General features: G+C 63.6%; 27 protein-coding genes. 12 read left to right on the top strand and 15 right to left on the bottom strand.

Going from position 1 to position 26197, the window contains the following annotated elements:
- Together QZ650_RS03240 and QZ650_RS03235 are read right to left on the bottom strand one after the other, a co-directional pair.
- Positions 1 to 1596: a CTP synthase gene (locus QZ650_RS03240; RefSeq protein WP_292517049.1), complete on the bottom strand. Its 1596-nt coding sequence runs from the start codon at positions 1594 to 1596 to the stop codon at positions 1 to 3.
- A gap of 134 nt (positions 1597 to 1730) precedes the next feature.
- The gene (locus QZ650_RS03235; protein WP_292517046.1) at positions 1731 to 2141 is read right to left on the bottom strand and encodes a PaaI family thioesterase; all 411 of its coding nucleotides are present in this window, start codon (positions 2139 to 2141) and stop codon (positions 1731 to 1733) included.
- A 116-nt stretch (positions 2142 to 2257) separates the two neighbouring features.
- Between QZ650_RS03235 and QZ650_RS03230 the strand changes: the two genes are divergently transcribed.
- Positions 2258 to 2491 carry a hypothetical protein gene (locus QZ650_RS03230; RefSeq protein ID WP_292517043.1) on the top strand — a complete coding sequence of 78 codons (234 nt, stop codon included), beginning with the start codon at positions 2258 to 2260 and terminating at the stop codon, positions 2489 to 2491.
- Between the two features lie 30 nt (positions 2492 to 2521).
- Here QZ650_RS03230 and QZ650_RS03225 read toward each other — a convergent pair whose 3' ends face one another.
- A complete protein-coding gene (locus tag QZ650_RS03225; protein WP_292517040.1) occupies positions 2522 to 3016 on the bottom strand; it encodes an SdrD B-like domain-containing protein in 495 nt (164 codons plus the stop codon).
- Between the two features lie 434 nt (positions 3017 to 3450).
- The gene (locus QZ650_RS03220) at positions 3451 to 6492 is read right to left on the bottom strand and encodes an SdrD B-like domain-containing protein (RefSeq protein WP_292517038.1); all 3042 of its coding nucleotides are present in this window, start codon (positions 6490 to 6492) and stop codon (positions 3451 to 3453) included.
- A 410-nt stretch (positions 6493 to 6902) separates the two neighbouring features.
- Between QZ650_RS03220 and QZ650_RS03215 the strand changes: the two genes are divergently transcribed.
- The 3 genes from QZ650_RS03215 (at position 6903) to QZ650_RS03205 (ending at position 9167) form a co-directional block, all read left to right on the top strand.
- Complete coding sequence (locus QZ650_RS03215) at positions 6903 to 7418, top strand: DJ-1/PfpI/YhbO family deglycase/protease (protein WP_292517035.1); 516 nt, start codon at positions 6903 to 6905, stop codon at positions 7416 to 7418.
- A complete protein-coding gene (locus QZ650_RS03210) occupies positions 7412 to 8128 on the top strand; it encodes a dolichyl-phosphate beta-glucosyltransferase (protein WP_292517032.1) in 717 nt (238 codons plus the stop codon). Before QZ650_RS03215 ends, QZ650_RS03210 begins: the two co-directional genes overlap by 7 nt.
- Before the next feature lie 73 nt (positions 8129 to 8201).
- Positions 8202 to 9167, top strand: coding sequence for an HD domain-containing protein (locus QZ650_RS03205; protein ID WP_292517029.1), 966 nt, complete (start codon positions 8202 to 8204; stop codon positions 9165 to 9167).
- Between the two features lie 6 nt (positions 9168 to 9173).
- Here QZ650_RS03205 and QZ650_RS03200 read toward each other — a convergent pair whose 3' ends face one another.
- Together QZ650_RS03200 and QZ650_RS03195 are read right to left on the bottom strand one after the other, a co-directional pair.
- Positions 9174 to 9323, bottom strand: a complete 150-nt coding sequence (locus tag QZ650_RS03200; protein ID WP_292517026.1) for a YHS domain-containing protein — start codon at positions 9321 to 9323, stop codon at positions 9174 to 9176.
- Complete coding sequence (locus QZ650_RS03195) at positions 9313 to 11778, bottom strand: heavy metal translocating P-type ATPase (protein WP_292517023.1); 2466 nt, start codon at positions 11776 to 11778, stop codon at positions 9313 to 9315. Before QZ650_RS03195 ends, QZ650_RS03200 begins: the two co-directional genes overlap by 11 nt.
- A gap of 221 nt (positions 11779 to 11999) precedes the next feature.
- Here QZ650_RS03195 and QZ650_RS03190 point away from each other — a divergent pair, with 221 nt between their 5' ends.
- Complete coding sequence (locus QZ650_RS03190; protein ID WP_292522459.1) at positions 12000 to 12881, top strand: HEAT repeat domain-containing protein; 882 nt, start codon at positions 12000 to 12002, stop codon at positions 12879 to 12881.
- A gap of 106 nt (positions 12882 to 12987) precedes the next feature.
- Positions 12988 to 13935 carry a HEAT repeat domain-containing protein gene (locus QZ650_RS03185; RefSeq protein WP_292517017.1) on the top strand — a complete coding sequence of 316 codons (948 nt, stop codon included), beginning with the start codon at positions 12988 to 12990 and terminating at the stop codon, positions 13933 to 13935.
- A gap of 37 nt (positions 13936 to 13972) precedes the next feature.
- Here the strand turns inward: QZ650_RS03185 and QZ650_RS03180 are convergent, their stop codons facing one another.
- From QZ650_RS03180 to QZ650_RS03160, 5 genes are all read right to left on the bottom strand, one after another.
- Positions 13973 to 15049 (bottom strand): ABC transporter ATP-binding protein, encoded by a 1077-nt coding sequence (locus tag QZ650_RS03180; RefSeq protein WP_292517014.1) that lies wholly within the window; start codon positions 15047 to 15049, stop codon positions 13973 to 13975.
- A gap of 4 nt (positions 15050 to 15053) precedes the next feature.
- Positions 15054 to 15755 carry an ABC transporter permease gene (locus QZ650_RS03175; RefSeq protein ID WP_292517011.1) on the bottom strand — a complete coding sequence of 234 codons (702 nt, stop codon included), beginning with the start codon at positions 15753 to 15755 and terminating at the stop codon, positions 15054 to 15056.
- A gap of 57 nt (positions 15756 to 15812) precedes the next feature.
- Positions 15813 to 16739 carry a substrate-binding domain-containing protein gene (locus tag QZ650_RS03170; RefSeq protein WP_292517008.1) on the bottom strand — a complete coding sequence of 309 codons (927 nt, stop codon included), beginning with the start codon at positions 16737 to 16739 and terminating at the stop codon, positions 15813 to 15815.
- A gap of 146 nt (positions 16740 to 16885) precedes the next feature.
- The gene (locus QZ650_RS03165) at positions 16886 to 17614 is read right to left on the bottom strand and encodes an ABC transporter substrate-binding protein (protein ID WP_292522458.1); all 729 of its coding nucleotides are present in this window, start codon (positions 17612 to 17614) and stop codon (positions 16886 to 16888) included.
- Positions 17615 to 17671: 57 nt separating this feature from the next.
- The gene (locus QZ650_RS03160) at positions 17672 to 18478 is read right to left on the bottom strand and encodes a uridylate kinase (RefSeq protein ID WP_292517003.1); all 807 of its coding nucleotides are present in this window, start codon (positions 18476 to 18478) and stop codon (positions 17672 to 17674) included.
- An 89-nt stretch (positions 18479 to 18567) separates the two neighbouring features.
- Between QZ650_RS03160 and QZ650_RS03155 the strand changes: the two genes are divergently transcribed.
- From QZ650_RS03155 to QZ650_RS03140, 4 genes are read left to right on the top strand one after another with little or no spacing between them, the layout of a single operon-like run.
- Positions 18568 to 18804 carry a hypothetical protein gene (locus QZ650_RS03155; protein WP_292517000.1) on the top strand — a complete coding sequence of 79 codons (237 nt, stop codon included), beginning with the start codon at positions 18568 to 18570 and terminating at the stop codon, positions 18802 to 18804.
- 49 nt (positions 18805 to 18853) lie between these two features.
- Entirely contained in the window at positions 18854 to 19225 is a 372-nt protein-coding gene (locus QZ650_RS03150; RefSeq protein WP_292516997.1) for a hypothetical protein, read from the top strand.
- A 50-nt stretch (positions 19226 to 19275) separates the two neighbouring features.
- Positions 19276 to 20160 (top strand): mechanosensitive ion channel domain-containing protein, encoded by an 885-nt coding sequence (locus QZ650_RS03145; protein WP_292516994.1) that lies wholly within the window; start codon positions 19276 to 19278, stop codon positions 20158 to 20160.
- A gap of 37 nt (positions 20161 to 20197) precedes the next feature.
- Positions 20198 to 21139 (top strand): mechanosensitive ion channel family protein, encoded by a 942-nt coding sequence (locus QZ650_RS03140; protein WP_292516991.1) that lies wholly within the window; start codon positions 20198 to 20200, stop codon positions 21137 to 21139.
- A 29-nt stretch (positions 21140 to 21168) separates the two neighbouring features.
- Here QZ650_RS03140 and tsaA read toward each other — a convergent pair whose 3' ends face one another.
- On the bottom strand, positions 21169 to 21681 hold the full coding sequence (gene tsaA / locus QZ650_RS03135; protein WP_292516988.1) for a tRNA (N6-threonylcarbamoyladenosine(37)-N6)-methyltransferase TrmO: 513 nt from the start codon (positions 21679 to 21681) through the stop codon (positions 21169 to 21171).
- Between the two features lie 302 nt (positions 21682 to 21983).
- Here tsaA and QZ650_RS03130 point away from each other — a divergent pair, with 302 nt between their 5' ends.
- Both QZ650_RS03130 and QZ650_RS03125 read left to right on the top strand, forming a co-directional pair.
- The gene (locus tag QZ650_RS03130) at positions 21984 to 23117 is read left to right on the top strand and encodes a putative sulfate/molybdate transporter (RefSeq protein ID WP_292516985.1); all 1134 of its coding nucleotides are present in this window, start codon (positions 21984 to 21986) and stop codon (positions 23115 to 23117) included.
- Between the two features lie 57 nt (positions 23118 to 23174).
- A complete protein-coding gene (locus tag QZ650_RS03125; RefSeq protein WP_292516981.1) occupies positions 23175 to 23429 on the top strand; it encodes a SemiSWEET family sugar transporter in 255 nt (84 codons plus the stop codon).
- A 6-nt stretch (positions 23430 to 23435) separates the two neighbouring features.
- On the opposite strand, the gene QZ650_RS03120 is transcribed toward QZ650_RS03125, so the two are convergent.
- The 3 genes from QZ650_RS03120 to wtpA all read right to left on the bottom strand — a co-directional run.
- Positions 23436 to 24497 (bottom strand): ATP-binding cassette domain-containing protein, encoded by a 1062-nt coding sequence (locus QZ650_RS03120; RefSeq protein WP_292516978.1) that lies wholly within the window; start codon positions 24495 to 24497, stop codon positions 23436 to 23438.
- Complete coding sequence (locus tag QZ650_RS03115) at positions 24484 to 25365, bottom strand: ABC transporter permease (protein WP_292516975.1); 882 nt, start codon at positions 25363 to 25365, stop codon at positions 24484 to 24486. The genes QZ650_RS03120 and QZ650_RS03115 overlap by 14 nt, the downstream gene beginning before the upstream one ends.
- 72 nt (positions 25366 to 25437) lie before the next feature.
- Positions 25438 to 26197, bottom strand: a 760-nt coding sequence (wtpA, locus tag QZ650_RS03110; protein WP_292522457.1) for a tungstate ABC transporter substrate-binding protein WtpA, incomplete at its 5' end; no start/stop codon positions are given.

Here is a 26197-nt window from a genome sequence, read left to right as displayed (position 1 = left end):
TCATCTCACCTGGTCATTTGAGGATGTCTTATTCTTTTTGCATGCATTGACAAAGCCGATGTAGGGTGGGGAGGGGTTTGTCGGGCTCGATTTGAACTCGGGGTGGAACTGCGTCGCGAGGTAGAAGGGGTGGTCCGGGAGTTCGCAGACCTCCATCCTCGGCCCGCAGGAGCCCGAGAAGAGGAGGCCGGCACCCTCGAGGTCGCCGATGAACTCCGGGTTCACCTCGTAGCGGTGGCGGTGCCGCTCCAGGATTGTGGTCCTGCCGTAGAGCTCGGCCACTCTCGTCCCATCCTTCAGGACGATGTTGCAGTCCCCGAGGCGCATCGTGCCCCCGAGGTCGCTGACCTCCTCCTGTTCGGGGAGGATGGCGATGACGTGTGTTCCCTCTCCCATCTCTTCGCTCGTGGCGTCGCTGATGCCGAGGACGTGCCGGGCATACTCGATCACCGAGAGCTGGAAGCCGAGGCAGAGGCCGAGATAGGGTTTCTTGTTCTCGCGGGCGTATTGTATCGCCCGGATCTTGCCCTCGATCCCGCGTTTGCCGAACCCTCCCGGGATCAGAATGCCGTCGACGTCGGCAAGATCAGCGAGATCGAGCATCTCGGCATCCAGCCAGCGTATGCTCACCTCGGTGGAGAGCGCTCTTCCAGCGTGCTTGAGCGACTCCTTGATGGACATATAGACGTCCTCGATCCCGTACTTGCTGACGATGGCGACCGTCGCCCGGTTCGTGTACTCCTGCGAGACGACCCGGTACCATGTGGTGTCGGGCTCCCTGTTCTCGAGGGCGAGGTAACTGCAGACGACGTCCGCAAGCCCTTCCTTCTCCAGTTCCATCGGGATCTGGTAGATGTCCGGAACGTCCTTTGCGGATATGACGGCCTTTGCCGGGACGTCGGTGAAGGCGGATATCTTCTTCTTCGTCTGCGGCCCGATCACCTCGCTGCTCCTCGCGACGATGATATCGGGCTGCAGCCCGAGTTCCCTGAGCGCCTTGACCGAGTGCTGCGTGGGCTTGGTCTTGAAGTCCCCCATGGTGTCCATCGGGACCAGGGTGACGTGGACCAGGATCATATCCTGCGGGGCAAGTTCGCCGTGCATCTGCCGGACTGCCTCCAGAAACGGCATACTCTCGATGTCGCCGACCGTGCCGCCGACCTCCACCAGGCAGATGTCTGCTCCCCTGCCGCCGTTGACCTCCTCGCCCGCCGCACGCCCGATGCAGTGCTTGATCTCGTCGGTGATGTGGGGGATGATCTGGACGGTCGCGCCGAGGAAGTCTCCGCGCCGCTCTTTCTCGATGACGTTCCGGTAGACTTTGCCCGTCGTGATGTTGTGGATCGATTTGAGGTTGATGTCCAGGAACCGTTCGTAGTTGCCGAGATCGAGGTCGACTTCTCCACCGTCGGAGAGGACGAAGACCTCACCGTGCTGGGCGGGGTTCATGGTGCCGGCATCGATGTTCAGGTACGGGTCGATCTTCACCGCCGTCACCTGGTAGCCGCGGTTTTTTAGGAGGCGGCCGATGGATGCGGTGGTGATGCCCTTCCCGAGCCCGCTCATGACGCCGCCGGTTACAATGATATACTTCAAACTCTCGTTCCCCTCCGGTTGTTCCAGAGTCTTTATCTCATGTATGTGATCTTTGAGATTGAGAATGTATTGTTCGGGCATTCTCCGGAAGGGGCCTCCCGGCGGAGAACGGTCGGCCGGCGGCCTTCGCGGCGCTACCCGTCGATGACCGCAAACGATGTCGATGTCCGGGTGAGAAGCGTGTCGTCCGCGGCGTTCCGGACCTCTCCGTCGGCAAACGCCACGCGGCGGCCTTTCCGGACGACCCTCCCGGTGGCGGTGATCGCCCCCGTGTTGACGCCTTTGATGAAACTGGTATGCTCGTCGATCGTGGCGATCTTCTCGTTCTCGGCAAGGAGCGTATACAGCGCAAGCGCAATCGCCTCGTCCGCGAGCGCCACGTAGATCCCGCCCTGGAGCCACCCGGCGCCGTTCAGCATATCCGGCCGGACTTCCATCGTAAGGCGGGCGCGCCCGTCGCCGAACTCATCCACCTCGATGCCCATCAGTTTGAAGAAGGGGTTTGCGTCCCTCCCGACCCGTTTTATCTCGTCTATGTAGCCCACGTGACCAGACCTCTCTGCAAGAGGCTTTGGGGTCAGCCGCGATAAGCGTTATGAACGGGTTTCCTGGAGGGTCGGGTCTGCATGCTTGATGTGGGAGCATCCCCTACATTTCCTCCATGCAGCAGGATGAAGAACTCAAGGAGATGCTCCGTGACCTCGTCTGGCTCAATGCCGTGATAGCCACTGAACTCATCCAGATCACCGAGAACACGTCCGCCATCCTCAGGAAGACCGCCCCGCCGGAGACCTGCATCGCCGAGCACGCGGCCCTGCGCGCGACGGCGCTTGATATCGCCGACCGCTACAAGCCCGGCACGATGCTCCGGCAGCATGTCGGGAAACACCAGTGAGATCTTCCAAAAAGTGTTGTGCCGGTGCTGTCAGCCTTCGGTCGGCACGAGCCCGGCATCCCTGACAACGAGGTCCGTCGTCCGGATGACCTCGGAAGTCAGGTTGATGCCGGTGGATGTTCTGTTGACCGGGTCGATTGTGCTCGCCGTCTCGCCGGGGGAGCCCCGGCCGGGGTGGGTGAAGGCGTGCCCCTCCGGGGGGACGACCTCGACGGTGTAGTCTCCCGGGGGGACGCCGCTGAAGATGTAGAGTCCTTCGCAGGCGTGGGAGAACGTCTCGGCCGTCGCGATCCTCTCCCCTGCGGCGTCGAGGAGGTGGACGGCAACACCGCTCATACCCCGCTCGCCGGGGTCCTGCACGCCGTTTGCGTCGGCATCCAGGAAGACCGTCCCTCCGATCGTGCCGATACCTCTTTCCTCTCCCGCACCCGGCGGAGCGTGGACTGCCGCGCCTGCGGTCGAACCGAAGACGAACGCTGATACAATGACGATTAGTAGAATGCTGATCCCTCTCAATCGGTTCACCTCATCTGCCCGGATGCCTCATCGGGCTCTCCGGGCGTGTAACCCCATGGAAGGCTGCAGTGCTCATCTGGTTCGCCTTCCGGCAGCGGGATGAATCGGGGTTTCTCCGATACTCCGCCTGCCCCGGGTTCGGGCTTTGAATGGTCGTTATATTATATTAATATTTTTATGGTTCTCGGGGCAGGTGTCCTTGATATCCGCACTGCACTCGAACCTCTACTCGAGGAGATTGCCCGAGTGGGGGAAGCCCGCCGACTGGAGCCTGATACTGCAGCAAATAGCGGTATGCGGGCGACTGGAGGATGAACGTCTCTTTGAGAATCGCTGTGGCCGGTCATGGCGGTCTTCGCGCCAAGCGGTCTGTTCGGGAGTTGCTGTGGCCGTTATTCCGGCTTCTGTCTTTCCTGATCGCTGGCCGGTTGCCCGTGATTGATCTATCGTTTTTTATCCGATTTGCGGTCTTTGTCTGATCGTTTCTTATCCGATCCATCATTTTTGTCTGACTTGTTTTTATCCGATTTGTCGCTGTTATCCGATCTATCGTTTTTATCTGACTTGTTTTTGTCCGATTTGTCGTTGTTATCCGATCTGTCGTTTTTGTCTGACTTGTTTTTGTCCGATCTGTCGTTATTATCCGATCTGTCGTTTTTGTCTGACTTGTTTTTGTCCGATTTGCCGCTATTGTCTAACCTGTTATCTTTTACAGACCTGGTATCTTTACCCGGCTTGCTCTTCTTATCCGACCTGTCGTCTTTAACCTGTTTTGAGGTCTTCCGCTCGTCACCGGCATCGCTCTTCTGCTTACCGTCAGCAGGCTTACTTTGCGGCTTACCCGCTATGGCCGGTCTATTCTCCGCATCGTCTGTCCTGTCGCCGGCATCACTCTCCTGCTTACCGTCAGCAGGCTTACTCTCCGGGTTTTGCGGCTTATCCGCTATGGCCGGTCTCTCCTGCGTATCGTCCGCGGTGCCGCCGGCAGCCTCGCCAGCAGGCTCTCTTGGGGTCTCGTCGGCGGCTGTGCCGCTCTCCCCCGGGGGCGGATTGCCCGGAGAGGTGGCAGGTACGGGGACCAGCCCCGCATCCCTGACGACCGTCTCCCCGCCGCCGACCGTGAACCGGCCGGTCTTTCCGGTCTCCGGGTCGGCATAACTGTCCTGGCCGGTGCCTGTGAAGGTGTAGCCGTCCGGCGCGGTGAACGCCAGGGTGTATTCTCCGGGCGGGAGGGGCCCGAAGAGATACATGGAGAAGTAGTAGTCATGGTAGCCCGTGCGGGCCGATGCCGCCACATTCCCGCCCGCATCCAGGAGACGGACCTCGACATCCGTCATGCCGTAGGTCTCGTCCCTGACGCCGTCCTGGTTGCCGTCGCTCCAGGTGGTCCCGAGCACCCACCCGTAGTCCGCGGCAGGGGTCGGGGGGAAGGGACTCCCGGTGAATCCGGCGTTCAGGATCCGCTGCCCGCTCCCTCCTTCAGCGTATGCCACATGCCTGTCGAGAGGAGCGGCATGGCTGTCCTGGCCGGAGACGGTGCAGGTAAAGCCGTCCGGCAGGACGAACTCGGCGCCGACGTACCCGCCGGGGGTGTTGTCCCCGAACCGGTACGACCCGTCAGGGCTGGTGGTGGTATAGTCCATCATGGTCCGCGCCCCGATAAGCCGCACCGCGATGCCGGGGATGCCCGGCTCGCCGGGATCGAGGATGCCGTCCCCATTCAGGTCATACCAGACCATTCCCGAGAGCGAACCGCTGCTGCCGGGATTGCTCTCGTTGTCGTCTCCGTTATCATTGTTTCCGTTATCGTCTCCATTATCATTGTCGTCTCCATTATCGTCGCCGTTATCGTCCCCATTGTCATCCGGTGTCATCGTCGGTGTCTCCGTCGGTGTCATCGTCGGTGTCATCGTAGGGGTCATCGTAGGGGTCATCGTTGGCGTCGGTGTCGGTGTCTCCGTTGGTGTCTCCGTTGGTGTCTCCGTCGGTGTCTCCGTCGGTGTCATGGTAGGGGTCATCGTCGGCGTCATCGTCGGTTCTTCAGTGGGTCTTGCGGTCCGGGTGGGCGTCGGCGTCGGTGTCATCGTCGGTTCTTCAGTGGGTCTTGCGGTCCGGGTGGGTATCTCTGTCGGTGTCGCCGTCGGCTTTATCACGGTCGGCATCGGAGTTGCCGTTACCATCGGCTTCTGGGGCACTTCCGGTGCTTTCGGGGGCTTTATCGGCGTTGCCGTGGGCTCGGGCGTCGGGGTTACGGTCGGCGTCGGCTCCGGGCGCGGTCCCAGTCTCACGGCCCAGGCGTCCGTATCTGCCGGTCCTCCCTTCTCCGTGGAGTTGAAGATCCCTGCAAAGATGTGCTCTTCCGGCGCGATCTCAAGGAGGGCTAGAGCCCGGTCGCCGGGGTTGTTGCCTCCGAAGGTCCTGCTCCACGCCACCGCTCCGTCAGCATCGGTCGCAGCAAGCCAGGCGTCGGTATCGTTCACACCCGGATAAGCCGTCTCCCCGGCGAAGAGGTAGCCGCCGTCAGCGGTCTGGATGACGGCTGCGGCCGACTCGTTCACGCCGAAGTCGCCGTAGATCCAGTTCCAGACGATATCCCCCTCAGGCGTGAGTTTGATCAGGAGAGCGTCGGTATCGACCGTTGTATTATCGGGCCTCTCCGTGAACGAACCGGCGACGAGCAGATTGCCGTCCGAGGTGTTGATCACCGCCAGTGCAGCATCATCATCGGGGCTGCCGAACGTCCTGTTCCAGACTTCCGTGCCCGACTCGTTCAGCCTGACCACCCAGATATCGGTCATGCCCGCTCCGGTGGACGCGGTGCTGCCGGCAAAGACAAAGTCCCCGTCCGGGAGCCGGGTGACGGCGTTTGCCGTATCGTTCCCGTCCCCGCCGAACCTCCCGTCCCAGACCTCCGTGCCCGACTCGTTCAGCCTGACCACCCAGGCATCCGACTCGTTCCCTCCCCAGGGTATGGTGGACCCGACGAAGAGGTAGCCGCCGTCATCGGTCCCGGTCACCGCGCTCGCCGAGGCGTTGACGTCCGGGCCGCCGTAGGTCCGGTTCCAGATCTCGTCGCCCGAGGGCTCTATCTTCACAATCCAGGCATCGGTGTCCCGTCGTGTCTCATTCGTGACGAGCGTGATGTTCCCGGCGATGAGAAGGTTGCCGTCATCGGTCTGGATGATCGAACGTGCGGTGTCGGTCTCGTTCCCGCCGTACGTCCTGTTCCAATCCTCGGCGCCCTCAGGTGTCAGCCGGATCACCAGGGCGTCCGTCTTTCCCTCGTCGAACGATGCCGTCTCCCCGGCGAGGAAGAATCCGGCTCTCTGGGGGTCGGTGACGATCCCGTATGCCGCATCCCCGGCACCCGGTCCTCCGTACGTCCGGTTCCAGATAACTGCTGGTTCTCCTGTCTGCGCTCCCGTGACTGCGATGAGCGCGAGTGCCGTCAGGAGAATGATCCCCAAATAGATGCTGCGTTGCATGACAATTCCTCAGGTCCTCTCCCCGGGAACGTGCTGCAGTCCGTGCCGGGGGCCGCCTGTCGTCCCGCGTTTCGACGAAACATAGGCGGTTGCCATGCCCTGGGTCCGGTAACGGGAAGGCGGGTCCCCTGTAGCGTTCATGGTCCTACAACACAACGGGGTCTGCATCAGGATGGCGACATTAATATAATAATGTTGTTTCAAAATCAGATGGGGTGGAGAATCGAAAACAGCCCATGATCTCACGATCGGGTATGCCTCGATCCGACCCTTTCCGGGATGGCCGCCGGGCCTTGCGGTGGCGCCCAGCATCCCGGGTGTGGCGGCCAGAATACGACCCGGTTCTGCCGGTGTCTCCCTGCCCCACAACCATCAATACGCTTATGAACAAACCCTGATAGGAAACCCACATGAGACTCTTGCTTGCGATTGCACCGGAGCAGTACAGGGATGAAGAACTGGAGGTCCCGAAGAGAGCCTTTGAGGAGGCGGGGATCGGCGTCGATATCGCCTCGACCGCTGCCGGCACGTGCACCGGGATGCTGGGCGCCACCGCAGAGGCGGCCGTAGGGTTCGACGGCGTGAACCCCGACGACTACGCCGGGATCGTCGTGGTGGGCGGCGCCGGCTCAAAGGACCATCTCTGGAGAAACGAGCGGCTCATCGCCCTTGTCCGGTCATTCTTCGAGCAGGGCAAGGTCGTCGCCGCCATCTGTCTTGCGCCGGTCGTCCTGGCACAGGCGGGCATCCTCTCCGGACGGCAGGCCACGGTTTACCCGAGCCCGGAGGCGGTCGAGGAGATGAAGAAGGCTGGAGCGAACCTCCTAGAGATCCCCGTCGTCGCCGATATGCAGATCGTGACCGCGAACGGCCCCACTGCTGCCGCGCAGTTCGCCGATACCATCATAACGAAACTGGAATGCTAGACGATACGGACGGCGGTGGCGTGAGCCGGGCGGACTGCACCCTGGTAATCCCCGCGTACAACGAAGAAAAGCGGATCCAGTCACTTCTTCGAGATATCTCCGGGTTTGCCGGCGATATCGTCTTCGTCTGCGACGGGACCGACGCCACTGCAGAGATCATCGGCGCGTTTGCGGCCGAGCACCCCTCCCTCTCCATCCGGTGCCTGACGTTCCCGGCCCGTCTCGGAAAGGGTGGAGGGGTTGTCGCCGGAATGAAGGCGGCGGCGACGGACTACGTCGGTTACATGGATGCCGACGGCTCGACGGCCCTGTCCGAGATGGAGCGCCTCTTTGACCGCCTCGCGACCGCGGACGGCGCTATCGGCTCGCGCTGGGTCACCGGCTCGGTCCTGACGGTGAAACAGGGGTTCCGGCGCAGGGCCGAGAGCCGTCTCTTCAACCTCCTGGTCAGAACACTCTTCGGGCTCGATTACCGGGACACCCAGTGCGGCGCGAAGACCTTCCGCAGAGTTGCTCTTGATACGGTTCTCCCCTCCATCCGGTCGACAGGGTTCGAGTTCGACGTCGAACTCCTCTGGCGGCTCGCGCAGCGCGGCTGCCGGGTGGTGGAGGTCCCGATAACCTGGGAGAACCGGGACGAGTCGAAGGTTGCGACGTCGGATGCAAAAGCGATGCTGATGGGGATGCTCCGCCTCCGGTTCGCTAGATAGCCCTCTCCTGCTCTCCCGGAACAAACCGCCGGGTTTTAAGGTTTTTCCGGGCGAACGAATTCTCACAGGAGCGATGAGCCCGGTGTTTGAGAAGGCGGTCTTTGTGGAGGAGATCAACGGGAGCATGCAGGTCGATGCGCCCTTCGTGGTGGAGACTGCAGAATTGAAGGAGAAGCGGGACGGCGGCAAGTACATCCAGCTCTCCATCTCCGACAGGACGGGCCGGGGGGCCTGCAAGGTGTGGGGGACGTCTGAACACACCGTGGAGCAGATTGAGGCGTTCTGCCACGCGATCCGGCCGGGTGCGATCTACCGCATCCAGGGCTACGCGAAGGTCTACAACCGCACCTGCGAGGTCAACGTGAACGACGGAATAACCGGCCTCGCAACCCCCGTGCCGCCGGATGGGTTCGATCCCACCCTGTTTGTCTATGCGCCCGTCGACGGCGACGGTGTCCGGCTGGGGCTCGCCCGCATGACTGCAAAGATCGAGGACCCCGGCATACTCTCCCTCGTCTCCGCGGTCATGAACACCACCCCGGGGTTCCTTGAAGCACCGGCGGCCAAACGCCACCACCACGCCTACATCGGCGGCCTTGCGGAGCATACCCTCGAGACCGCTGAGATTGCGCTCTCGCTCGCGAAGACGATCAACCGGGCGGAGATGGACACCGACGTCCTCCTCGCCGGCGCCCTCCTCCACGACATCGGCAAAGCGTCCTGTTTCCGCCGCCAGGGGTTCACGTTCATCGCGCTCCCCGAGTACACCCTCGTCGGGCATACGGCGATCGGGGCCGCTGCGCTTCTGCGGCACTCCGCCGGCGTCGACCCTGCACGGTTCAGCCACATCCTGCATATCGTGATGGCCCACCACGGCCCCCACGGCGAGGTCCTGCCCCGGACCCCCGAGGCCTGGGCGGTCCACTTCGCCGACAACGCGAGCGCAACCCTCCGGGGGGTCTGCGACGACGCCGCGGACCTCGAGCCCGGGGAGGAGCGGCAGGGAGCCCGGACCCGGCAGGCGGTCTACCGGTTTTAAAAATGGTTACGATTCTTTGAGGTACGCCTCGGGGTCCCGCTCGAAGAGCTTCTTGCACCCCGGGGCGCAGAAGTAGTAGGTCTTGCCCTTATACTCGCTCTTGAACTTCGCGGTCGCCTCGTCGACGTCCATCTTGCATACCGGATCAACTGCCATATGTATCAACCTCCGACAGGATCCCTCTCTTCGCCGGAGGTATATATGTCTTGAGCAGCAGCGAGAGCGAGACGACCGTCACCGATGAGAGGGCCATCGCGAGCGCCGCAAACTCCGGCCGGAAGGTGATGCCGAAGAAGGGATAGAGCACGCCTGCCGCGAGGGGGATGAGGGCGGCATTGTAGGCGAACGCCCAGAAGAGGTTCTGCTTGATCCGGCTCATCACCTTCCGGGAGAGTTCGACGGCCGCGACGGCGTCGACGAGGTCGTCGCGGACGAGGACGATGTCCCCGCTCTCGATGGCGACGTCGGTCCCGCTCCCGATCGCAATCCCGACATCCGCCTGCGCAAGCGCCGGGGCGTCGTTGATCCCGTCGCCCACGAACGCCACGACCGCTCCTTGCTCCTGGAGGGCCCGGACCTCCTGTGCCTTCTCCTGCGGGAGCACCCCGGCGTGGACGTCCGTGATCCCGACCTCCCGCGCGATGGCGTTCGCTGTCCGCTCGTTGTCGCCGGTGATCATCACTACCTTAAGACCCATCCGTTTTAAGTCCGCGATGGCGTTCTTCGTCGTCGGCTTGAGGGTATCGGCGATGGCGAGGATGCCCGCAAGTTCGGTCCCGGCGGCGACCAGGACCCCGGTCTTCCCCACATCCTGGAACGCGGCTACCCGCATCTCCACCTTTGGCGGGACGGCGATACCGCGCTCGATGAGGAAGGGCTGGCTCCCGATGAGGACCTCCTCTCCCTCCACGACAGCGCTGACCCCCCGGCCGCCGAAGGTCGTGAACCGGGTTGAGGCCGGGATCGTGATCCCGGCACCCTCCGCCCGCCGGACGACCGCCGCCGCAAGCGGGTGCTGCGAGTTCCACTCGACCGCCGCCGCGATTGCAAGGAGCCGGTCCTCCGGCATCCCGAACGCTATGACGTCGGTGACGTCCGGTTTCCCCCGGGTGAGCGTCCCGGTCTTGTCGAAGACGACCGCGGTCAGTCTCTCGGATATCTCAAGTGCCTCGCCGTTCCGGATCAGCAGCCCGAGTTCCGCGCCCCGGCCGATCCCGACGGTCACGGCGGTCGGTGTGGCGAGGCCGAGCGCACAGGGGCAGGCGACGACCAGGATGGAGATCAGCACCGTGAGTGAGAAGAGGAGGGATGCGCCGAGCCCCACATACCAGATGAGGAAGGCGGCGGCGGCGATCACGAGCACGGCCGGGATGAAGTAGGAGACCGCGATATCGGCGATCCGCTCCACCGGTGGGCGTGAGCCCTGGGCGTCCCGAACAAGCCTGATGATCTGGGCGAGCACCATATCCTTCCCGATCTTTTGGGCCCGGACCCGGAGGAGACCGTTCACGTTCAGGGTGCCGCCGACGACCTCGTTTCCCTCCCGCTTGTCGACCGGGATGGGTTCTCCGGTGATCATCGACTCATCGACGGAACTCTCGCCGCCCACGACCACACCGTCCACCGGCACCTTCTCCCCCGGCCGGACGATGAGGACGTCGTCGACGACGACGTTCTCGATAGGGACCTCGACCTCCTGACCGTCCCGGATCACCGTTGCGGTCTTCGGGCGAAGTCCTATCAACTTCTTGATGGCCTCAGACGTCTTCCCCTTCGCCCGGGCCTCAAGGTAGCGCCCGAGCGTCAGGAACGCCGCGAGCATCACCGCGGTCTCGTAGAAGTTGAAGGCCGGGGTGAGGACGATACCGAAGGTGCCGAGGACGCTTGCGCCGTAGGCGACGCCGATCCCCATCGCGTACATGACGTCCATCGTCAGCGCCCGGTTCCGGAGCGCGGCGGCGGCCGCCCTGAAGATGGGGGCGCTGACATAGAGAAAGACCGGCAGGGTGACGACGAGCATGATGAGGTTCGCCGAGACCGGGAGGGCTGCCATCCCCGGCATCCCGAGGAGCATGTAGAAGAAGAGCGGGATGCTGACCGCAAACCCGACGACGAACCGCCGGAACTTGTCCCGGAGGTCTTCCTCCCGCATCCTCTCCTCGACGTCCTCGGAGACCTCCTCCTCGAGGCCGAGATACTGGTAGCCGGCCCCCTCGACGGCGGCGCGGATATCGGGCATCGTGACGAGCGCCGGGTTGTAGACGACGTGCGCGTCCTCGGTCGCGAGGTTGACCCGGGCCTCGTAGACGCCGTCGAGATCGGTGAGCGAGGCCTCGATCACCTGGGCGCAGGCCGCACAGACCATCCCGCCGATCCTGACGGTGACCTCGTTCCTCACGACCTCGTAACCGGCGTCGGCGACCGTCCGCTCGAGGTCGGCAAGGCTGGTCTTCGTCGGGTCGTACTCGACCGTGGCGGTCTCGGCCGCGAGGTTGACCCGGGCATCATAGACGTCGTCCCGGCCCTGGAGAGCATGTTCTATGTTGAGGGCGCAGGACGCACAGTGCATCCCGGATATCTTCAGTTCCGCCGTCCTCTTCTCCTCAGGCATGGTACTCTCCTCGCTCTGCGGGGATAAATATCTGTAACCCCCGGGCCGCCTTTCCCGGTGGGATTCCTCCCGGAAACGGCCCGGATCCTTCGGATGGTATGTGGGGATTTTTATACATAAGATTATTATACTCTGCGCCGGTTACAACGCCCTATCCTGAGGTGATTGTGGTGCAAAGAAGGGATCTTCCAATGGGGGAGAAGCAATACGATCTTGAGCGCATGACGTCCGGACGAGACATCGGCGGCCTGACTGAGGCGTTGCGGCGCGGCGATCCGGCTGTCCGCCGGAATGCTGCCCTTGCCCTTGGCGCGCTCGGGGAATGGAGGGGGGTGGATCCGCTCATCCATGCACTCGCCGATCCGGATCAGCGTGTCCGGGAGGGGGCGGCGAACGCGCTTGCCATGGTCGGGACGCCGGCGGTCGACCCGCTGATCGACCTCCTGGAGCGTCCTGAGGCCGCGGCAGCGTATGGGATGCCGCAGGAGGCGCCGGAGGAGGGCGTTACCCAGGTCGACCTCCTCGGGGGGCCTGAGGGGATACCGCCCGCAAAGAGGAGACTCCGCCACCATGGAGGCATCAGGCAGCACGATGCGCTCGGCGGCCCCGCGGATATCCGGGAATCGGGGGGCGGAAGGGCCCGTGATGAGGAGGAGGGCCTCGCCCAGCACGATGCGCTCGGCGGTCCGGCAGATATCCGGGAGTCAGGGGGCGCAGTGTCGCGCGATACGGAGGGGGAGATCACCCAGCACGATCTCCTCGGCGGCCCGGGGGATGTCGGGCCGCAAAAACCTCTCCGGCATCGGGAGCTCGCCCAGCACGACCTCCTCGGCGGCCCTGAGGATGCGAAGGAGCACGAAAGGCTCTTCCCCGGAGCAAGGAGGGCCGCCGTCGTACCGGAGGGTGCTCTTCCCGGGCGGGGACTGCGCCGCGCTTATGCCGCCGTCATCCTTGGCGAGATTGCCGATCCGCGGGTGGAGGCCCCTCTCAACCGTGCGCTCTCCGACAGTGACCCCGCCGTCAGGAGGGCGGCCGAGGACGGGCTTGTGCGGTTCCGGGAGAGGCGGGGTACGCCCACGGTCGTCCCACCGGCATCGCGCTGATGCCGGAACCGGCCACTCATTTTTGCGGTTCCCCGGCCGGGCCATCCCTGCCGGAGAAGGTTATTATATCGGGTAATGGTATACGCCGGACCCGGAGGCGAAATGGTTGGAGCAAGAGAGCAGTTTTATCGAGGAGCAGCAGGGCGAAAGGAGGTTCAATATCGATCTGCTGCGGGCCGAGGAGGACATCGACGGCCTGATCGAGGCGCTCGGGAGCGGTGACGGCCTGACCCGCCAGCGGGCCGCTCTGGCGCTCGGGGACTTCGGCGGGGTGAAGGAGGTCGATCCGCTCATCCGGGCCCTCGGCGACCCGCTGACGGCGGTGAGGGAAGCGGCGGCGGACTCGCTCACCCTGCTCGAGGGTGCGTCGGTCGAACCGCTGATCGAACTCATCGAGAACCCGGAGGCGTCGGGGAAGTACGAGGAGCCGACGACTGCCGGGGGGCAGGCGACCGTGACCGGGCCCGGGGGCCAGACCTGGGAGATCGAGACCCGGCGGGACCTCCGGCGTGTCTACGCGGCCGCCATCCTTGGCGAGATAGGCGATCCGTCAGCGGTGGAGTCCCTGATCCGGGCGCTCAAGGACCCAAACGACGATCTCCGGTGCCAGGCGACGGGAGCCATAGCGAAGTTCGGCCGCGGATCGGTGGAACCGCTCACCGCGATGCTCGCCGACCCCGATCCCGAGGTGCGGACCGTCGTGCTTGGTGTCCTTGGTGATACCGGGGAGGCTTCCGCGGTCGCGGCGCTCATCGGGGCGCTCCATGACGAGAACACCGACGTCCGGGGGGCGGCGGCCGGCGCTCTTTTCCGGATGGGCGATCTTGCAGTGGACCCGCTCATCGGCGCGACGAAGGATGCCGACAGGAACGTCCGGCTCTATGCGGCCGGAGCGCTCAAGTACATCGGCAACCCGCGAGCGATCGACGCTCTCGAGGCTCTCGCCCGGAGCGGGGATGCGGAGGAGAAGAGCGTCGCGGAGGACGCTATAGAGAAGATCCGGATGGTCCAGAGCGGGGGGGTGGTGGAGCCTTCGGCGCCGACGTCGCGGTAATCCATCTTCACACCAAGACCCGGGGTGGAGGCGCCCGTCACTCCTGCCGGATAACGTGGACCGACTCCGCGGCAAACGAGACGGTAACCCGGCTCCCTTCCCGGATGCCGAGGTTGTCCACCGCTTTCCAGGAGAGGACGGACGAAAGAGCAAACCCGCAGTCGACCGTCACCCTGCTGAACGGGCCGCGGGGCACGATGGAGGCCACGGTGCCGGGGAGGGTGTTCCCGTTGAGATGAGTCTTTCCTCCCTCCTCAAGGAAGACCCGCAGGTCCTCCGACCGGATGCAGAGGGCGACCTGTTCGCCCCGGGACAACGGCGATCGCGCCCGGATCCGTATTCCGCCGGCATCGATGACGGAGATGCCGTTCTCAGCGACGACAACCCCGTCGATGATGTTCTCGATCCCGACAAACCGGGCGACCTCCCGGGTCGCGGGCAGGGTGAAGACCTCCCTCGGGGTCCCCACCTGTGCGAAGATACCGTTCATCAGGACACCGACCCGGTGGGCGAGCCGCTGGCCCTGGTACATGTCGTGGGTCGAGAAGAGGATCGTCGTCCCGAGGTCGCGGTTGATCCGCAGCACCAGCTCCTCGATCTTCTCCACCGAGACCGGGTCGAGGTTCGCGGTCGGTTCGTCCATAAGGAGGATCTCCGGCTCGATCACCATCGCCCGGGCAAGCGCCACCCGCTGCATCTCTCCACCCGAGAGCGTCCGGGCCCGCCGCTCCCCGTAATCGGCAAGGCCGACCATGGCGAGGGCTTCCTCGACCTTCTCTCGAACCACCCTCTCCTCCGCTCCCCGGAACCGAAGGCCGACGGCGACGTTCTCGGTGACCGTGGTGTTGAAGACGGCGGGTTTCTGGAAGACCATCCCCATCATCCGGCGAATCCGGAGGCTTTCTTCACCGTTTGCGTGGATATCGGTGCCGTTGACCCGGATCGTCCCTCCCGTCGGGGAGTCGAGGAGGTCGATGAGGCGCAGCAGGGTCGACTTTCCGGACCCGGAGGGGCCGATGACGGTGAAGATCTCTCCCCGCCTGATGCGTGCGGTGACGCCGGCAAGGACCGCCGGACCGTCAAACTGCTTTGAGACGTTATCAAGTTCAATCATAGGGTCACCGGTGCTGGATCGTCGTTATGACGAGGTTGACGGCGAGGGCGATTGCAAGGAGGACGATTCCGAGCGCGATGGACTGGGAGATGTTCCCCATCGAGGTCTCAAGGGATATCGCGGTCGTCAGCACCCGGGTCGAACTCGCGAACGATGACGCCATGATGTTGCCGCCCACAAGGATTGCGGCTCCGACCTCGGATATCGCCCGCCCGAACCCGATCGCGACGGCCGCGAGGATTGCAAACCGGGCCTCCTTCATGATGTTCACAAGGAACTGGAGGTGGGTCGCCCCGAGCGAGCGGAGGGTATCCCTGATGACCGGGTCGACCCCGGAGAGCGCGGATATCGTGAGGCCGGTCATGATCGGGAGGACCAGGACCGTCTGGGCGATGACCATGGCGGTCGGGGTGAAGAGAAGCCGCATAAAGCCGAACGGCCCGACACGGGATATGAGCAGGAATATGAGCAGCCCGACGATGACCGTCGGCAGGGAGTAGAGCGTCTGGATCAGGTTGATCAGGCTCTTCTTGCCGGGAAACGTCCCGAAGTAGATCGCGGCCCCGAGCGGGACGGCAATCAGGGTGGCGAGCACGGTTGCGGTGAGCGAGATGATGATGCTTCGTGCGGCGATTCCCATCACATCGCCATCAAACGTGGCGATGAGTCTTGCCGCCTCCAGGAATCCCTCGATGATCTCGTACATACTCTGCACCTGATTATGGTCCGCCGGAGGCAAAAAGGAGTGAAGATTGTTACCGGCTCAGACAACCGGGTTCTTTACTTCAGCCTCGGTCACGCCGATCTTCTCCCAGTCGTTCTGGGCTGCGTAGAAGAGCGGCTGGCCATACTGGTCGACACCGAAGGAGGCGATCTCCTGCTGGATCTCGTCGGAGATCATGAAGTTGACCCAGTCCTTTGCGACGGAGCTGTTGATGTCGGGGAACTTCTCGGGGTTGATCTGCATCGCGGAGTAGACGTTGAGCAGGATGTCGCCCTCGTCCACGATCGTCACAAGGTCAAGGTTGCCCTTGTAGGCGAGGTAGGTCCCGATGTCGGAGAGGGTGTAGGCCTCTTTCTCGTTTGCCATCTCAAGGGTCGCGCCCATGCCTGTCCCGGCCTCCTGGTACCAGTCGCCGGAACCTTTCACCTCTGCCGAGTAGTTGAACCCGGCGGCCTTCCAGATGGCCTGCTCTTTAGAGTGTGTGCCCGATGCGTCGCCGCGCGAGACGAAGATCACGCTCGCGTCGCCGGCCATTCCCTTCTCGCGGATGGCGGTGAAGGCTGCTTCGGGAGCCATGCCGCTGACATTTGCCGGGTCGGACTCCGGTCCGACGAGGACGAAGTAGTTGTAGGCGAAGACGCGCCTGTCGGTCCCGTAGCCGTCGGCGAGGAAGGTGTCCTCACGTGCGCGGTCGTGGACCATCATGACGTCCACGTCGCCCCGCTGCCCGTACTCGAGCGCTTTGCCGGTCCCGGCGGAGACGATCAGCACCTCGGCGTTATACTTCTCCTCAAAGATCGGTGTGAGGTGATCGAGGAGTTTGGTGTCGTAGAGGCTCGTCGTCGTCGCGATACGGAGTTGCTGCTTTTCTACGGGAGTCGGGTCGGATGTCGTCCCGGTACAGCCGCAGATGAGCAGGAAGGCGACCATGACGGCCGCAACAGCGAAAAGGGTTCGTCTTACCATAAATATCATGGAAGTGTCGGAATACTCACACTTAAATACTGTCGTTTTGTGCTGGTGTTAACTTGATTAGGTTTACCTATTTTTGCGTGGGTGGTCGGTTGAAAAATGGATTTGATAGAGTGTGGTCGTTCCGACCCCGGTCATCGTCACCCGACCACGATGTCGCGGTAGGCGTCACCGTCAGCCTCGACGAAGAGGACGGCGTTTCCCTCGATGAAGGCGGGTTTCGGGAACTTCCGGAGGGTGACGATGCCTTCGCTGACCGTCTTCCCGTCCCTGGTCGAGACACGGTCGACGCCTGAGGCGAGGATCGCGGCGACCGTCTGGCTGCCGCGGAGGTCCCGGGTCGTTCCTTTCTGGACGAACCGGCCGTCGTTGCCCGACGCCGCGAGCCCGACGCCGGCAAGCGCGCCGATGACGCCGTCCTCGGTACCGCCGAGCCCTTCGAGGAGGATTCCGGCATTGCGGGCAAGTCTTCGCGCCTCTTCCTGCGTCACGATGCTCGTCTTTGCGGCGAGCCCGAACCGGTGGAGGGTGCCGTCGATGGTCCGGCCGGCGGCGACGCAGATGCCGGGGTCGCTCCCCTCGATGAAGTCGGCGAGCATCAGTTCCTTTGCCGTCGCGAAGACGTCGGCCGCGGCCCCGTTCTCTCCTTCCTGGATATGGATGACGGCGGAGCTGTTGTGGGATGTGTAGGGGACGGCGGGGTGGACAAAGAGCTGGTGCCGGGTCACCCCCGTCACGGTGTATCTCCTGGCGAGTTCTGCTGCAATCGCGCGGGCGAGTCGTCCGGTCCCCCGGGACTCGCGGGTGTCGGTGTCGTCAATGCCGAGATAAAGAGTCATGGGATCGCTCGTATGCTGTACTGTATCCACTCGCAAGACTAAAGAAGGCTTCTCATCAGTTAACAAAAAGAGATTGACTTCGGGCTGTCAGGCCCGTATGATCGTGCCGACCCGCTCCCCGTTGACAGCCTTTGCGATATTGCCGGGGATGTGGGCGTTCACCACCTTGATCTCTCTGACATGGACGGCGTCCCGGAGGAGCTCGACTGCCATCGGTTCGAGCACCATATCCTCCAGTTGCATCTCCAGGAGCTCGTCGGCCGCGATCTCCGCTATAAACTCGGCGTCCGGGTTTTCAAACGGGTTCTCCGTGTAGAGCCCGTCGACGTTCTTCCCGAGGATGCAGTTCTTCCCGCCCACGACCTCGGCCATCAGGAAGGCGCCGGTGTCGGTCCGGTGTGGGGGGATGCTCCCGAGTTTCGGGGGGTGCTCGTACAGCCCGTAGGGCGGGGTGCCCTGGACGACCGGCAACATCCCGAGGGATATGAGCGAAGGGAGGTTTAAGAGATCGTCGGTGTGGATCCGGGTGCCGTTGTACTTCGAGAAGAGGATGGACATCATGATAGCGTTCTGCTCGCTGATCTTGCCCGCGAGCTCCGCAAGCACCCCCGTCGGCATCCCGAGATCGATCCCGACGTCCAGGATATGCCGCACCCGGGCGCCGCCGCCGGTGGCGACCAGGATCTTGTTGTTCCGGGAGAGCTCCCCGATCTCTTCGATCAGCGGATAGATGACTTCCCGCCCGTAGTCGATGACGCCGTGGCCGCCGATCTTGACGACGTTCAGGTCGGGCATGATCCTGATCTGCTCGCCCCCCTCAGTCTCGCGGAGCAGGCCCCGCCGGACCAGACTCTCGCCTTTGAGTCTCGATCCCATCTCAAACCGTTCTGCCATAGAAGACCACTTAATTCAGGTGTGAGGGAAAACGTTATGTATCTTTGGGGTATATCAGCAGGTATACCAACTGGTATGGGAGGAAAAATATGAAGATCTATGCACGAGAACGCCAGAAAGTCGGTACCGGCGTCAAGCAGCCCCGGTTCCGCGTCGTCGCCGTCGTCGAAGAGCAGGGCGAAAAGAAGCACCTGAAGGTGGAGGGGACGCACTTTCGCAAAGTAGAACTCGAACAGATTGCACAGGACATCGGTGCGGAGATCGTCTATCTCGAAGAGATGCCCGAGGAAGAGCGGGGCGAGATGCAGAAGGCCGAAGCGGCGTAACCGAACCGACTCTCTTTTTTGCGCCGGGCGCGAGTACTCCTACGATCGGATGTCCACGCATGAACACGACGACATAATCGATGCGGCCGTCAGGATCCTCCTCGAGGAGGATCGGTGCGTAACCATCGGTTTCTCTCCGGACGGCATCTCCATCCGCTTCCCCACGACCCGCAAACTCGCCGAACACCTTGGAATACCCCACTACTACGTGCTTCCCCGGTTCGGGGCGATGGAACGCGACGGGCTGATCCGCCGGGTGGAGCGGATAGGGATCTCGACCACGGCGGCGGGGACCCGCCGGCTCCTCGGGATCATGGCGGAGCGGTATGGCGAGCACGCGGAGGAGATCCTCGGCGCCGGTATCTTCCCGGCGCTTCAGGCCCGCGCGGCCGCACCGGGCGGCGAGGAGCCTGAGCGGTAGACGGGACGATACAGGAGAGTTAATTCCTTCGCTCACCCATTACTTTTGAGATGCAGTCGGGCGATCCGGTCCTGATCGGCGGGGTACCCCTTGACGCGTTCTTCGGGTTCATCCTCGCTCTTATCGGGCTCCTCTTCCTTGGTAACCTCGCCTACCTCCTCATCAGGCGGGTTCTTGACAGGCGGGTCTCCCCCGGGGCGGCCAAGTGGGCGGCGGCTATTCTCCAGTATGCCGTCATCATCGGCGGGGGTTACGCGAGCGCACGGTATCTCCTCGCCTTCGATCTCACGGCCTTCGCCGCATCCCTCGGGATCCTCGGTATCGTCGTGGCCGTCTCGTCGAGCCAGATCATCCAGAACGTCCTTGCAGGTGTCCTGATCACCATCAACCGCCCGGTCCAGCTCGAAGAGTGGATCGTTGTCGGGGAACTGCCGTCGACCGGGCTCTGCAGGGTGCGCGACATATCCTTCACGACGACGATCCTCCAGGGGCTCGACGGCGGCCTCGTCCTCATGCCGAACTCGAGCATCATCGCCTCAAAGGTCGTCAACTACTCCCGGGGCGGGCTGATGGAGATTCGGGTCTCACTCTCCGTCCCGGCCACCGCAGACCTCGCGCGGGTCAAGGAGATCGCACTTGCGGTAGCGCACGACGATCCCCGGATCATCCGAAACCTCGATGAAGCTGAACACTCCGCCATCCAGGACCTCTTCGACCTTCCCTACAACAGGCGTCTCCGCTCAGACCGCGCTGACTTCGCATACCTTGAGCCCGCCATCCGCACCACGTCCGTCACCGACGGCTGGATCAGGCTGACCGTCGGGGTCTGGACCCGCAAGATCCCCCAGAAGGACGATATCGTCTCCCGGTACCTCAAGGAGGTTCTCAGGCGTCTCTCGGCTGAGGAGATTCCGGTCAAGGCCGAAGCGGCCTGACGGAAGGGATTAATCTTCCTCCCTCTCACCCCTTTACATGCAGGAGAGCGATTCGGTCCTGATCGGCGGGGTACCCCTTGATGCGTTCCTCGCATTCTTCTTCACCCTCATCGGGTTTCTCTTCCTCGGCAACCTCGCCTACCTGCTCTTCCGGCGGATTCTTGACGGACGCGTCTCCCGCGGGACGGCCAAGTGGACGGCGGCCGTCCTGCAGTACGGCATCACCATCGGGGGGATCTACGCGAGCGCCAGGCATTTCCTCGCCTTCGACCCGACGGCCTTCGCCGCGTCGCTCGGTGTCCTCGGTATCGTCATAGCCTTCTCGTCGCGCCAGATCATCCAGAACGCCATCGCCGGTGTCCTGATCACCGTCAATCGCCCGATCCAGCTCGAGGAGTGGGTGGCCGTCAGCGGAAGGCCGGAGACCGGGCCCGGGAAGGTGCAGGATATCTCCTTCACGACGACGACCCTCCGAGGGCTCGACGGCGGTTTCGTCCTCACGCCGAACTCGAGCATCATAACCTCAAAGGTCATCAACTACTCCCGGGGCGGGCTTCTGGAGGTCTCGATCCCGCTCGCTGTCCCGGTCACTGCAGATCTCGCGCGGGTTCAGGAGATCGCGCTCGCCGCCGCGCACGACCATCCCCGGATCCTGCCCCACGTCGAGCCTGCCGAGCGGTCCGCCCTCCAGAACCTCTTCGATCTCCCCTACATCGGGCGCCTCTCCTCCGACACTCCCCGCCCCGGTCATGTACTGTTCGAACCGAAAGTGCAGGTCTCGTCGGTCAAGGAGGAGTGGGTCAGGCTGATGGTGCGGGTCTGGATCAGGCAGATCCCGGAGAGGGACCGGATCGTCTCGGATTACCTGGACGCGGCCATCGAACGGCTGAAGGCCGAGGACCTCCTCGCCGAGAAGAAACGGGAGGACGAGCCCGGGCCGGACCCCGCGGCTTCGGGGAAGGGCGCCGCGCCCAGGTAGGGGGCATGCAGTGGGAAAGAAAGGAGTTTTCAGGTTCGTGAGGACTCCTCGTACTCTCGGAGGTCCTTTGGCGAGAAACTCCGGACCTTCATCTCTTCGATATGCCGTGCGTCGACCCAGCCGCTCCGGACATCGTCGCGCTGATCGAACTGGCGGACGTATGGCTTGATGTCGAGGAGCGGTGTGCCGTCCAGCACGTCGATCCCACGGACCCGGACTGTGCTGCCCTCGACGGAGACGACCTCGACGAGAGAGATCCCGATCGGGTTCGGGCGGCTGAAATGGCGTATGGCAAAGATCCCGCGCTCCTTGCTGCCGTCAGCGAACGGACGCTGGCGCAGGCGATAGCCGTTCGCCCGGTGGAAGTGGTAGAGGAGGTAGATGTAGGAGAACCCATCGACCCCTTCAAGCCCCTCGGCATACTCGGGGAAGACCTCGATCGTCCCCTCCGCTTCGGAGAAGATGCTCTGGATGGGCGTGGTGTCCTGGTCGGTGAACGGTGAGTGGATGGTGCCGATGATCCGGTAGGTGGCGGTTTCCATAGTTTCGTTCTCCTCCTGGCCCGTCAATGCATCATCTCCTTGGAGGTCGCGCAGGCGGTCAGTGCCGCGGTACACCCGCATGCACGCGCTGCGGCTGCCGCGACAGACGGCGTAAGAACAAGGGTCAGGTCTGCTTTCATAAGAATAATTGCACAAATGGGCACAATAAGCGTTTACATGTGGTACCGGGGAAATGATTGTAAGTTAACGGTTTTACTTATCAAGAGGGAGTAATAAACCTTTAGACGTCACGGGAAACGAAGCCCCGGACGGACCCCCGCGAGGGGATCGAAAGGTGTTCCATGGCGGAGGAGAGTGCGACGGAGAAGGGCGGCATCCGGTTCAACATCGAGGAGATCGCCGGAGCCGTCGGCGACTTCGGGACCATCTTCCCTATCCTGCTCGGCGTCGCGATCGTCTGCCCGGACGTGAGCGTCAGCCACTTCTTCCTCTTCTTCGCCGCCTGGTTCATCATCACCGGGCTCTACTACCGCCTCCCCATCCCGATCGAGCCGATGAAGGCGATCGGGGCCATCGTCATCGCCGAAGGGCTCTGTGCCGGCGAGATCGTGGCGTCGGGGATCATCGTCGGGGTGCTCTTCCTCCTGCTCGGGCTCGCCGGTGGGATGACCTGGCTCGGGGAGCATATCCCGAAGAGCGTCATCCGGGGCGTCCAGGCAGGGCTTGCGCTCCTCCTCCTGCGGACATCTCTTGGCTACATCCTCGCCGACGTCCTCGTTGCGGCCATATCCATCGGGATCATCCTCGCTTTCTTCGTCGCGTCGCAGCGCACCCGGGTCCCGGACGTCTCCGCCCTGCTTGTCCTGATCATCGGGCTTGCCGCCGGGATCGCCGCCCAGGGGATGCCGCCGTTCCGGCTGATGCCGCTTCCGGTCCCGGTCATCCCGATGCCGGCGGACTTTATCACCGCGACGTGGGACCTGGTCCTCCCGCAGATCCCTCTCACGATCGCAAACGCCATCCTCGCGACATCGCTCCTCACCTACGACCTCTTCCCGAAGAAGGGCGTCGACCCCGACCGGCTCTCCCGGACGATCGGCGCCATGAACCTGGTCTCGACGCCGCTCGGCGGGTTTCCGATGTGCCACGGCGCCGGGGGGCTTGCGGCCATGTACCGGTTCGGCGCGCGAACCGGCGGGGCGAACATCGTCGCCGGCCTGCTCATCCTCATCTTCGCCGTTGCCTTCGCCCCGCCGGAGGTGCTGACTCTCATCCCCTTCGGCGTCTTCGGCGCGCTCCTGGTTTTTGTGGCGCTCGAGCTCGGGAAGCATAGCGCAAAGACGGAGTCCTACCTGGTCACGGCGGTCATCGCCGTCCTCACCCTGTTGATCGGGCTCACGTTCGCCTTCATCATCGGGATGGTCCTTGCCTACGCGCAGAAGTGGTGGACAGGAAGGCGGGGGGCCGGAGCCTGAAGGTAAGATCCTGCTGAAACCCAGGGTTCATCTGGTCTGAATACGGGTGACGGACTTATGGACACCGTCACCTTACTCGGTCTTATCGCCGGGACGCTCACGACGCTCTCGTTTGCACCGCAGGCCATCCGGGCATGGCGCACGCAGTCGACCGCCGATCTCTCTCTTTCGATGCTCCTCGTCCTTCTTACCGGCGTTCTGCTCTGGCTCGCCTACGGGGTGGTGAAGGGGGATCTTGCCATCGTCGCGGCGAACGCAGTCACGGCCGGGCTGATCGGCCTGCTACTCATGCTGAAACAAAAGAACGGGTGAGGGATCTCACCCGCGGATGACATGAACCGCCGTCGCCTTGACCGAGAGAGTCACGGCGGTCCCGGGGGCAAGCGCGAGGTCGCGCACCGACCGCCGGGTCAGGACCGCGGTGAGCGTGATGCCCGCGTCCACCCGCACCTCGGCGACGGGACCGTTCTCGGCGATGGAGACAACCGTCCCGGCCATGGTGTTCCGGGCGCTGGACTGCGGGCCATCCCCGACGGCGAGGACGACGTCGTCGGCCCGGATGCAGAGGGTGACCTCCTCACCCACGGCGGCGTCTGTCACCGCCTCGACCGCCCGCCCGCCGACGTCCATCGTCGCGAGCCCGCCCTCGTTCGCCGTCACGCTTCCGTCAAGGATGTTCTCGATCCCGACGAACGCCGCGACCTCCCGGCTCCGGGGAGTGTTCAGGACAACGTCGGCCTCTCCTTCGTCCACGAGCGTCCCGTCGATGATCACCGCCACCCGGGTGGCGAGGAGATGGGCCTCCCGGCGGGAGTGGCTCACCTGGACGATCGTGAGACCGTCCTCCCGGTGGAGCCGCTTGAGGTCGGCGATGAACTTCTCCTGCGTGACGGGGTCGAGGGCCGAGAGCGGTTCGTCGAGGAGGAGGACGTCGGGTTTCACCGCGACGGCCCGGGCGAGCGCCACCCGCTGCTGCTCGCCGCCGGAGAGGGTTCCCGGGTAGCGGTCCGCGAGGTGAGCGATCCCGAACCGTTCGAGGAGAGGGGCGACCTCGCGGTGCGCCTCCTTCTTCCCCATCCCCTGCACCCGAAGGCCGTAGGAGACGTTCTCGATGACCCGCATGTTCGGGAATAGGGAGTAGTCCTGATAGACGAGGGCAACCTTCCGCTTCTCCGGGGGGAGAGCGGTGATCTCGCTGCCCCGGAGGAGCAGGCGGCCGCTATCCGGCAGGTGGAGGCCGGCGATCGCCTCAAGGAGCACCGTCTTCCCCGCCCCCGACGGCCCGACGATGAAGTAGTAGTCGCCCTTACCGATCTTCAGGCTGACGTCTTTCAGGTGGAACGAGCCTAAACTGAGCGAGACGCGGTCAAACGCGATCATCGTACCTCCCCATGAACCGGGTCATCCGCCTGAGAAGGTAGAAGACCCCGAAACTGACCAGGATGACGGTAAACGCGATGCTCCTGCTCGTGTGGATGCCGTCCGTCGTGAAAGAGTAGTAGATCAGCGTCGATATGATGAACGGGTAGTACGCGATCATGATGACGCCGGCAAACTCCCCGATCGCCCTCCCCCAGGCGAGGATGGCCCCGCTGTACATGTGCCGGAGGCTTAAGGGGAGGGTGACCGTCCGGAACGCCGTGAAGGTTCCCGCCCCGAGCGTGCGGGCGACGTTCTCCAGGTGGACCGGCACCTTCTCGAACCCCTCCCGCATGCTGTTGACGTAGAAGGGCGAGGCGACGAAGAGCATCGCGACGATCGTCCCCGGGAGTGCGTCCTCAAACGCAAGCCCGATCTCCGAGAGCGGCGCGCCGAGCCATCCCCGGCGCATGAAGAGGAGGTAGACGAGCAGGCCCGCCACGGTGTGGGGCAGGATGAGCGGTATATCGACGATGCTCTCGACAACCCCCTTGAAGCGGGAGGGGCGGGAACGGGCGAGGACGTAGGCAAGCGGGGTCCCGAAGAGAATGAGAAGGAGGACGGCGCTCGCTCCCGCGCCGAATGTGAGGAGGATCGAGTGAACCACCTCGGACGTTGCCGCCACCTCGATGAGGTGAGCCGGGTCGGCGAGTTCTGCGGACGCGATGTTCGCGATGGCAAGCACCGTGATCCCGACGAGCAGTCCGCCAAGGATACAGAACCCGATGGTGCACCAGTCCACGTAGCGTTCCCGGTACCTGTGCCACCGGATGGCGTTCGTCTCCCCGTCTGCCGGGAAGGGATCGGTTGAGAGTGTTTCAGTCTTCATGTCCGTGATGTTGCTAATACAAGTTGTACACGCCTCACTGAAAGCCTGTAAGGCAAAAAGAAGAGGGGAGGTTCAGGCCTGCACCGCAACGAGCGGCTTGAGGTCTTCAGGGACGCTGCCGTAGCCGTCCGCGGGCACGATCGGGGGCTGGCCGTCGGCAGTGAGGATCTCCTGGCCGGTGGCGCCGATCAGCATCTCGACGAACGCGATGCCGAGGTCGGGGTGCTCGGCGATCTTCGGGACCGTCACGCCGTAGACGATCGGAGAGCCCACGTAGACTGCCGTGCCGTCGCCCTTCTTCGTCTCGGTCTGGACGGTCGCGTAGGTCTCCGCGAACGCGACCGACGAGAGATCGATCTCCTCGGGGAGTTCGAGGAACTGAAGGTCGTTCTGCACTGCAACGCTCCTGTACTCCCAGGCGTAGTCAAGCCCGCCGGCCTGGACCATCTGGACGAGTTCGACGCTCTTGGGCCGGATCGTCAGCGTGGTGCTGTCGGGCTTGGGATCCGCGGTGTGGATCGTGTAGACGCCGTCTGCCTCGGTGACGGTGATCTCGCTGTGCTCGCTGACAAGGGTCTCAAAGATCTGGTCGTCTTCGTAGTAGGCCTCCGCGAGCTGGATCACCATCGGGGTGCGGTAGCCGCATGGGTCGGAGTTCGGGTCGGAGAAGCCCCACCGGACGCCGTCACGGTCGAGGATCTCATACCAGTTCTCGGCGGTGATCTCGTCTGCGTACTTGCTCTCGTTTGAGTAGGTCAGGACCATCCGGTTCTTCGCGAACGTGAGGTACCAGTCAGCGTCGTCGGGCACCATCATCTCGGGGATGAGATAG

This window comes from Methanoculleus sp. (assembly GCF_020696975.1).
Lineage (GTDB): Archaea > Halobacteriota > Methanomicrobia > Methanomicrobiales > Methanoculleaceae > Methanoculleus.
The sequence above is the reverse complement of the archived record's forward strand: the minus strand, read 5'-3'. Positions and strand labels throughout refer to the sequence as shown.